Raw genomic sequence first — 7,031 nt, forward strand, 5'->3', positions numbered from 1 at the left:
GGAAAGCGCCGTTGTTGCTTCGGGCCTGCGACGGGTTTGTGGGCTTTCTTCTTCGCTATCATTGTTAATCTCCTGTTACGAGGCATTTGCCCATGGCCGAGAAAAAAGGCTCCTCCAGCGAAAAAACGCTTTACTGCTCGTTCTGCGGTAAGAGCCAGCACGAGGTCAAGAAGCTGATCGCCGGACCTTCGGTCTTCATTTGCGACGAGTGCATCGACCTGTGCAACGAGATCATTCGAGACGAGTTGCCCGCGGGTGAGGAGTCGCGCGAGGCCCGCAGCGACCTGCCGACCCCGCTCGAGATCAAGACCAACCTCGACAACTACGTGATCGGCCAGGAGCCCGCCAAGCGCATGCTCTCGGTGGCGGTCTACAACCACTACAAGCGGCTGCGCCACAAGGAGAAATCCAAGGGCGACGAGGTGGAGCTCAACAAGAGCAACATCCTGCTGATCGGCCCGACCGGCTCCGGCAAGACCCTGCTGGCGCAGACCCTGGCCCGCATGCTCGACGTGCCCTTCGTGATGGCCGACGCCACCACGCTGACCGAGGCCGGCTATGTCGGCGAGGACGTCGAGAACATCATCCAGAAGCTGCTGCAGAGCTGCAACTACGAGGTCGAGCGGGCCCAGCGCGGCATCGTCTACATCGACGAGATCGACAAGATCTCGCGCAAGTCGGACAACCCCTCGATCACGCGCGACGTCTCGGGCGAGGGTGTGCAGCAGGCATTGCTGAAGCTGATCGAAGGCACGATGGCCAGCGTGCCGCCGCAGGGCGGTCGCAAGCATCCGAACCAGGATTTCCTGCAGATCGACACGACCAACATCCTGTTCATCTGCGGCGGCGCCTTCGCGGGCCTCGAGAAGGTGATCGAGAACCGCACCGAGGCCTCGGGCATCGGCTTCGGCGCCATGGTCAAGAGCAAGGCCCAGCGCAGCATCACCGAGGTGTTCCGCGAGGTCGAGCCCGAGGACCTGATCAAGTTCGGCCTGATCCCCGAACTGGTCGGCCGCATGCCCGTCGTGGCATCGCTGGCCGAACTCAGCGAGGACGCGCTGGTCCAGATCCTGACCGAGCCCAAGAACGCGGTGGTCAAGCAGTTCACCAAGCTGCTGCAGATGGAGGGCGTCGACCTGGAGATCCGCCCGGCGGCGCTCAAGGCCATCGCCCGCAAGGCACTGGCGCGCAAGACCGGCGCGCGCGGGTTGCGCTCGATCCTCGAGCAGTCGCTGATCGACACCATGTTCGAGCTGCCCAACGCCACCAACGTCGACAAGGTGGTGGTCGAGGAATCCACCATCGACGAGAACAAGCCGCCGCTCCTTGTCTACCGCGAGACGGCCAAGAAAGCCTGATGCCCCACCGGACGACCTCTGCCCAGCCCCAGGCGTCCGACGTCTTCGAAGAAGACCGTGCCCGCGCACTTGAAATGTGCGCGCGGCCAACCATCTTTCCGTGATCAATCAAAGGATCTCCATGTCCGGTCATATCCCCCTGCCTGCCACCGAACTCGACCTGCCGCTGCTCCCGCTGCGCGACGTGGTCGTGTTCCCCCACATGGTCATCCCGCTGTTCGTCGGCCGTCCGAAGAGCATCAAGGCGCTCGAGCTCGCGATGGAGGCCGAGCGCCGCATCATGCTGGTGGCCCAGAAGGCCGCCGCCAAGGACGAGCCCTCGGTCGAGGACATGTTCGAGGTCGGCTGCGTCTCGACCATCCTGCAGATGCTCAAGCTGCCCGACGGCACCGTGAAGGTGCTGGTCGAGGGCCAGCAGCGCGCCCGCGTGAACCGCATCGATGACGGCGAGACCCACTTCTCGGCCAACGTCACGCCCGTGGAAGCGGCCGAGGCCGCGGTCCAGAAGGGCACCGAGGTCGAGGCGCTGCGCCGAGCCGTGATGCAGCAGTTCGACCAGTACGTGAAGCTCAACAAGAAGATCCCGCCCGAGATCCTGACCTCGATCTCGAGCATCGACGATCCGGGCCGGCTGGCCGACACCATCGCGGCCCACCTGCCGCTCAAGCTCGACAACAAGCAGGCCGTGCTCGACCTGGCCGACATCAAGGCCCGGCTCGAGAACCTGTTCGGACAGCTCGAGCGCGAGGTCGACATCCTCAACGTCGACAAGAAGATCCGCGGCCGCGTGAAGCGCCAGATGGAGAAGAACCAGCGCGACTTCTATCTCAACGAGCAGGTCAAGGCGATCCAGAAGGAGCTCGGCGAAGGCGAGGAGGGCGCGGACATCGAGGAGATCGAGAAGAAGATCAAGCTCGCCAAGATGCCCAAGGAAGCGCTCAAGAAGGCCGAAGGCGAGCTCAAGAAGCTCAAGCTGATGTCGCCGATGTCGGCCGAGGCCACCGTCGTGCGCAACTACATCGACGTGCTGATCGGCCTGCCCTGGAGCAAGAAGACCAAGATCAAGCACGACCTGGCCAATGCCGAGGCCGTGCTCAACGAGGACCACTACGGCCTCGAGAAGGTCAAGGACCGCATCCTGGAATATCTCGCGGTCCAGCAGCGCGTCGACAAGGTGAAGGCGCCGATCCTGTGCCTGGTCGGGCCTCCGGGCGTCGGCAAGACCTCGCTCGGGCAGTCGATCGCGAAGGCGACCGGCCGCAAGTACACGCGCATGGCGCTCGGCGGCATGCGTGACGAGGCCGAGATCCGCGGCCATCGCCGCACCTACATCGGCGCGCTGCCGGGCAAGGTGCTGCAGAGCCTCAACAAGGTCGGCACGCGCAATCCGCTGTTCCTGCTCGACGAGATCGACAAGCTGGGCACCGACTTCCGCGGCGACCCCTCGAGCGCGTTGCTCGAGGTGCTCGACCCGGAGCAGAACCACACCTTCGGCGATCACTACGTCGAGGTCGACTTCGACCTCAGCGACGTGATGTTCGTCGCCACCTCGAACTCGATGAACATCCCGCCGGCGCTGCTCGACCGGATGGAAGTGATCCGCCTGGCGGGCTACACGGAGGACGAGAAGACCCACATCGCGCTGAAGTACCTGCTGCCCAAGCAGATGAAGAACAACGGCGTGAAGGAAGAAGAACTGCTGATCAACGAGGAAGCGGTGCGCGACATCGTGCGCTACTACACGCGCGAGGCGGGCGTGCGCTCGCTCGAGCGCGAGCTCTCGAAGATCTGCCGCAAGGTGGTCAAGGGCCTGCTACTCAAGAAGCTCGAGCCCAAGGTGCTGGTGACGGGCGCCAACCTCAACGACTACCTCGGCGTGCGCAAGTACAGCTTCGGCCTGGCCGAGAAGCAGAACCAGGTCGGCCAGGTGGTCGGCCTCGCGTGGACCGAGGTCGGCGGCGACTTGCTCACGATCGAGGCGGTCACCATGCCCGGCAAGGGCGTGATCAGCCGCACGGGCTCGCTCGGCGACGTGATGAAGGAATCGGTGGAGGCTGCCCGCACCGTGGTGCGCAGCCGTGCCCGCCGGCTCGGCATCAAGGACGAGGTGTTCGAGAAGCGCGACATCCACATCCACGTGCCCGACGGCGCGACGCCCAAGGACGGACCGAGCGCCGGTGCGGCGATGACCACCGCCTTCGTGTCGGCGCTGACCGGCATTCCGGTGCGCGGCGACGTCGCGATGACCGGCGAAATCACGCTGCGCGGCGAGGTCACTGCCATCGGCGGCCTGAAGGAGAAGCTGCTGGCCGCGCTGCGCGGCGGCATCAAGACCGTGCTGATCCCGGAAGAGAACGCCAAGGATCTGCAGGACATCCCCGAGAACGTGAAGAACGGCCTCGAGATCGTGCCTGTGAAGTGGATCGACAAGGTGCTCGAGATCGCGCTCGAGAAGATGCCGACGCCGCTGTCCGACGAGGAAGTCGCGGCTTCCGCGGCGGCCGTGGCCGAGCTCGCCAAGCAGCGCGCGGCGACGCCTGCCGAAGGGTCGGTCAAGCATTGACGGGCTTGCTGGAGCCTCGAAAAATGCTATATAATTCGAGGCTCGAAACGCGGGAATAGCTCAGTTGGTAGAGCGCAACCTTGCCAAGGTTGAGGTCGAGAGTTCGAGACTCTTTTCCCGCTCCAGTTTTTGAAAAAGGGAAGCTTCAAGCTTCCCTTTTTTTCGGGTTCGAGAAGAAAAGATTTCAAGCGTGGCGCGATAGCAAAGCGGTTATGCAACGGATTGCAAATCCGTCTAGCCCGGTTCGACTCCGGGTCGCGCCTCCACCGACATCACCCCCGGCACCGAATTCGCAGCCCCGCCAACCCAGGTTGCCGGGGCTCGGTTCGTTTGCGGTATCGTCGTTTTCCGACCGGAAGCCCGGATGGTGAAACTGGTAGACACATCGGACTTAAAATCCGCCGCTTCCTTCATCGGAGCATCCGGGTTCGACCCCCGGTCCGGGCACCACAACATTACAAGGGAGCAAGACATGCCTCGCTACAACGCTCCGTTCGAAATCCATGTGCACGGCGACGTGCCGCTGCGCTCCGACGTGAGCTTCGAGCAGATCCAGGAAGCGCTCGCCCCACTCTGGAAGTACGCCGGCGCCAAGTCGCTGGCCGATGGAGCCACCAGCGTCTACGAAGAAGAGCCCGGCATCCGCTTCGAGCAGAAGGAGCACGTGCTCCAGATCTGCTGGACGGTCGCCGGCGACGAAGACTTCCGCCAGGCGCTCGACGAGATGTGCATGGCCCTCAACGAACTGGCCGAGCAGGGCGCCGCGCTCGAGGTCACCTTCTACGACACCGACTTCGACGAGGAAGAGGGCGACCCCGACGAGGAATCGCGCGACGACTTCCTGATGCTCTTCGTCGGGCCCAATCCGGCCGCGATCATGCAGGTGCAGCGCGACCTGCTGGTGGAAGACGTGGTCAATCTCATGGAACGCCATTTCGACGGCGCCGAACTCGGCGGCGTGGTGGCAGAGATCGACAAGCTGTTCGGCGAGCGCTTCGACGCGCTGGTCAACTCGCTCGAGATCGGCAAGCGCCCGCGTGGCGGCACAGGGGGCGCCGGCAGCGGCGGCCACGGCGGCGGCCGGCGTCCGCGCCACCTGCACTGAGCCTGCACTGAGCCTGCACTGAGCCTGCACTGAGGCCAAGCGTCGCCCGGTGCGCCGCTCGGCGCCGGGCTCTCGAAATCTCATGGGGGCATGCGCGCCAGGCGGTCGGCGTGCTTTCCCGGCGTGAGCACGTCTGCGCGCGCCACGCTCGGGCTGGCCGGGGAGGCCCCCCGCCCGCATCGTCCGGCGCGTTGATTGCCGCCACCCGATCGGCCAAGGTAGCCGAGCCCTTCTGAGGACACGACGGCCTCTCGTCGGGCCTCATCCCCTTCTTTCTCCCTCTTCTTGGGCTGCGGCTGGTGCGTGACTCGTGCTCCGCGCACCGCATGCTTCTCTATCGCAACCGCCCTGCGCATCCGACGCGCGCCTCGGCGTTGCCTATTCGTCGCTTGCAACCCTCTTCGCCGGCCTTGTGTCGTGATTGAAGTCACGAAATGAGCGCGATCTCGGCGGCGGTGGAGGCTCGCTCGGGTGAATTGAGAGTGTTCTGATGTGCGAAAAAACTAGGTTTTCCTACTATTGACTCAACCCAACTGTCCGGGTAGCCAAGTAGGTTCCAAATCTCTTCCGAGTACTAAAGAACGCATTGCTTAGGTTGCCGGCAACAAGCCAAACCGGCGAAGCCAGACAACGGGCATGACGCGATTTCAGCGCAGTTTCTTAAGCGCTGATCGCAACGTTTTTTCTACTTAGGAATATTGATGAACAAGTCGTACAAGAGCATTTGGTGTGAGAAGACCGGTACCTACGTTGCTGCCTCCGAGTTGAGCAAGGGAAAGAGCAAGTCGTCGACGTCGTCCCGCGCCGCCATGGCGATCGGCATCGCTACCATGCTGCTGCTGGGTGTTGGCGGCGTTCAGGCGCAGAACGCCTACCAAGTGGGCGGCGGCTCGGCGAGCGGCGCCTATTCAACGGCGGTCGGCAACAACGCGACGGCGAATGCAAACAGCGCCAGCGCCTACGGCAGCGGCGCAAACGCGCGTGGCGTCAGTTCTACGGCTATCGGCAACGACGCATATGCGGGCGGTGCTCAATCCACCGCGATCGGCTTCCGCTCGTCCGATGGCGGCCGCGCGAACGTGACTTCGTTCGGCCACGGCGTTGGCGATGCGTACTACACCGGGGGCGCACTCTCGCACTACACGGACTCCTTCTACAGCACGCTCGCGAATGTCGCACGCGGAACGAGAGACAACGACGCGGTCAACGTCCAGCAGATCAATCCGATCCTCAGCGCGCTGGGCGGTTCGATGCTCGGCACCGCGGGCTGCGACGCGTCCACTGGCGCCGGCACCTGCGGCACGGTCTCGATGGTTAAATTCGACGCGGCCTCGATCGGCGCCGGCGGCATCGTGGGCGCGGTGGCGCAATACGCTTCGATCCCGCAGGCCATGACCGCGATGAGCGACAGCGTCAACAACCTGGGCGGTGCCGTGTCCGACAACAAGACGTCGATCACGAACATCCAGGGCGACGTCAGCACGATCAACACCAACATCGGCGCGATCCAGGGCGACATCACGAACATCGATGGCCGCGTGACGAACGTCGAAGGCAGCGTGAACGACCTGACCACGCAGATCAACAACGGTGGCGTGGGCATGGTCAAGCAGGCTGCGGCCGGTGACAACCTGACGGTGGGTGCCGCGACCGACGGCGCTGCGGTGGACTTCACCGGCACGGCCGGTGCCCGCAAGCTCGTGGGCGTGGCCGAAGGCGCGCTGGCTGCCGACAGCCAGGAGGCGGTGATCGGCTCGCAGCTGTTCGCGACCAACGAGCGAGTGACGACCGCCGAAGGCAACATCACGACCATCCAGGGCGATGTCAGCACGATCAACACCAACATCGGTGCGATCCAGGGCGACATCACGAACATCGATGGCCGCGTGACGAACGTCGAAGGCAGCGTGAGCAACCTGACCACGCAGATCAACAACGGTGGCGTGGGCATGGTCAAGCAGGCTGCGGCCGGTGACAACCTGACGGTGGGTGCGGCGACCGACGG

4 protein-coding genes and 3 tRNA genes are annotated in these 7,031 nt (G+C 64.1%); all 7 read left to right on the top strand.

Translation table 11 applies throughout. The features are described from left to right. Positions 1-92 precede the first annotated feature (92 nt). Positions 93-1,358: an ATP-dependent Clp protease ATP-binding subunit ClpX gene (clpX, locus tag QTH87_RS07060; protein ID WP_286607973.1), complete on the top strand. Its 1,266-nt coding sequence runs from the start codon at positions 93-95 to the stop codon at positions 1,356-1,358. A gap of 121 nt (positions 1,359-1,479) precedes the next feature. Then, positions 1,480-3,921 carry an endopeptidase La gene (gene lon, locus QTH87_RS07065; RefSeq protein WP_286607975.1) on the top strand — a complete coding sequence of 814 codons (2,442 nt, stop codon included), beginning with the start codon at positions 1,480-1,482 and terminating at the stop codon, positions 3,919-3,921. A 49-nt stretch (positions 3,922-3,970) separates the two neighbouring features. Continuing rightward, positions 3,971-4,046 (top strand) — tRNA-Gly (locus QTH87_RS07070). Between the two features lie 67 nt (positions 4,047-4,113). Next, positions 4,114-4,187 (top strand) — tRNA-Cys (locus tag QTH87_RS07075). Between the two features lie 92 nt (positions 4,188-4,279). Further along, positions 4,280-4,371 (top strand) — tRNA-Leu (locus tag QTH87_RS07080). 22 nt (positions 4,372-4,393) lie between these two features. Next, positions 4,394-5,026 (top strand): DUF6806 family protein, encoded by a 633-nt coding sequence (locus tag QTH87_RS07085; protein WP_286607976.1) that lies wholly within the window; start codon positions 4,394-4,396, stop codon positions 5,024-5,026. 701 nt (positions 5,027-5,727) lie between these two features. Beyond that, the coding region (locus tag QTH87_RS07090) for an ESPR-type extended signal peptide-containing protein (protein WP_353506143.1) at positions 5,728-7,031 on the top strand (1,304 nt) is incomplete at its 3' end.

This window comes from Variovorax jilinensis (genome assembly GCF_030316885.1).
Taxonomy (GTDB): Bacteria; Pseudomonadota; Gammaproteobacteria; order Burkholderiales; family Burkholderiaceae_C; genus Variovorax; species Variovorax jilinensis.

What these genes read in the sequence shown, in the direction of transcription:
- clpX (WP_286607973.1), top strand. Translation starts at nt 93, where the DNA reads ATGGCCGAGAAAAAAGGCTCCTCCAGCGAAAAAACGCTTTACTGCTCG.
- lon (WP_286607975.1), top strand. Translation starts at nt 1,480, where the DNA reads ATGTCCGGTCATATCCCCCTGCCTGCCACCGAACTCGACCTGCCGCTG.
- QTH87_RS07085 (WP_286607976.1), top strand. Translation starts at nt 4,394, where the DNA reads ATGCCTCGCTACAACGCTCCGTTCGAAATCCATGTGCACGGCGACGTG.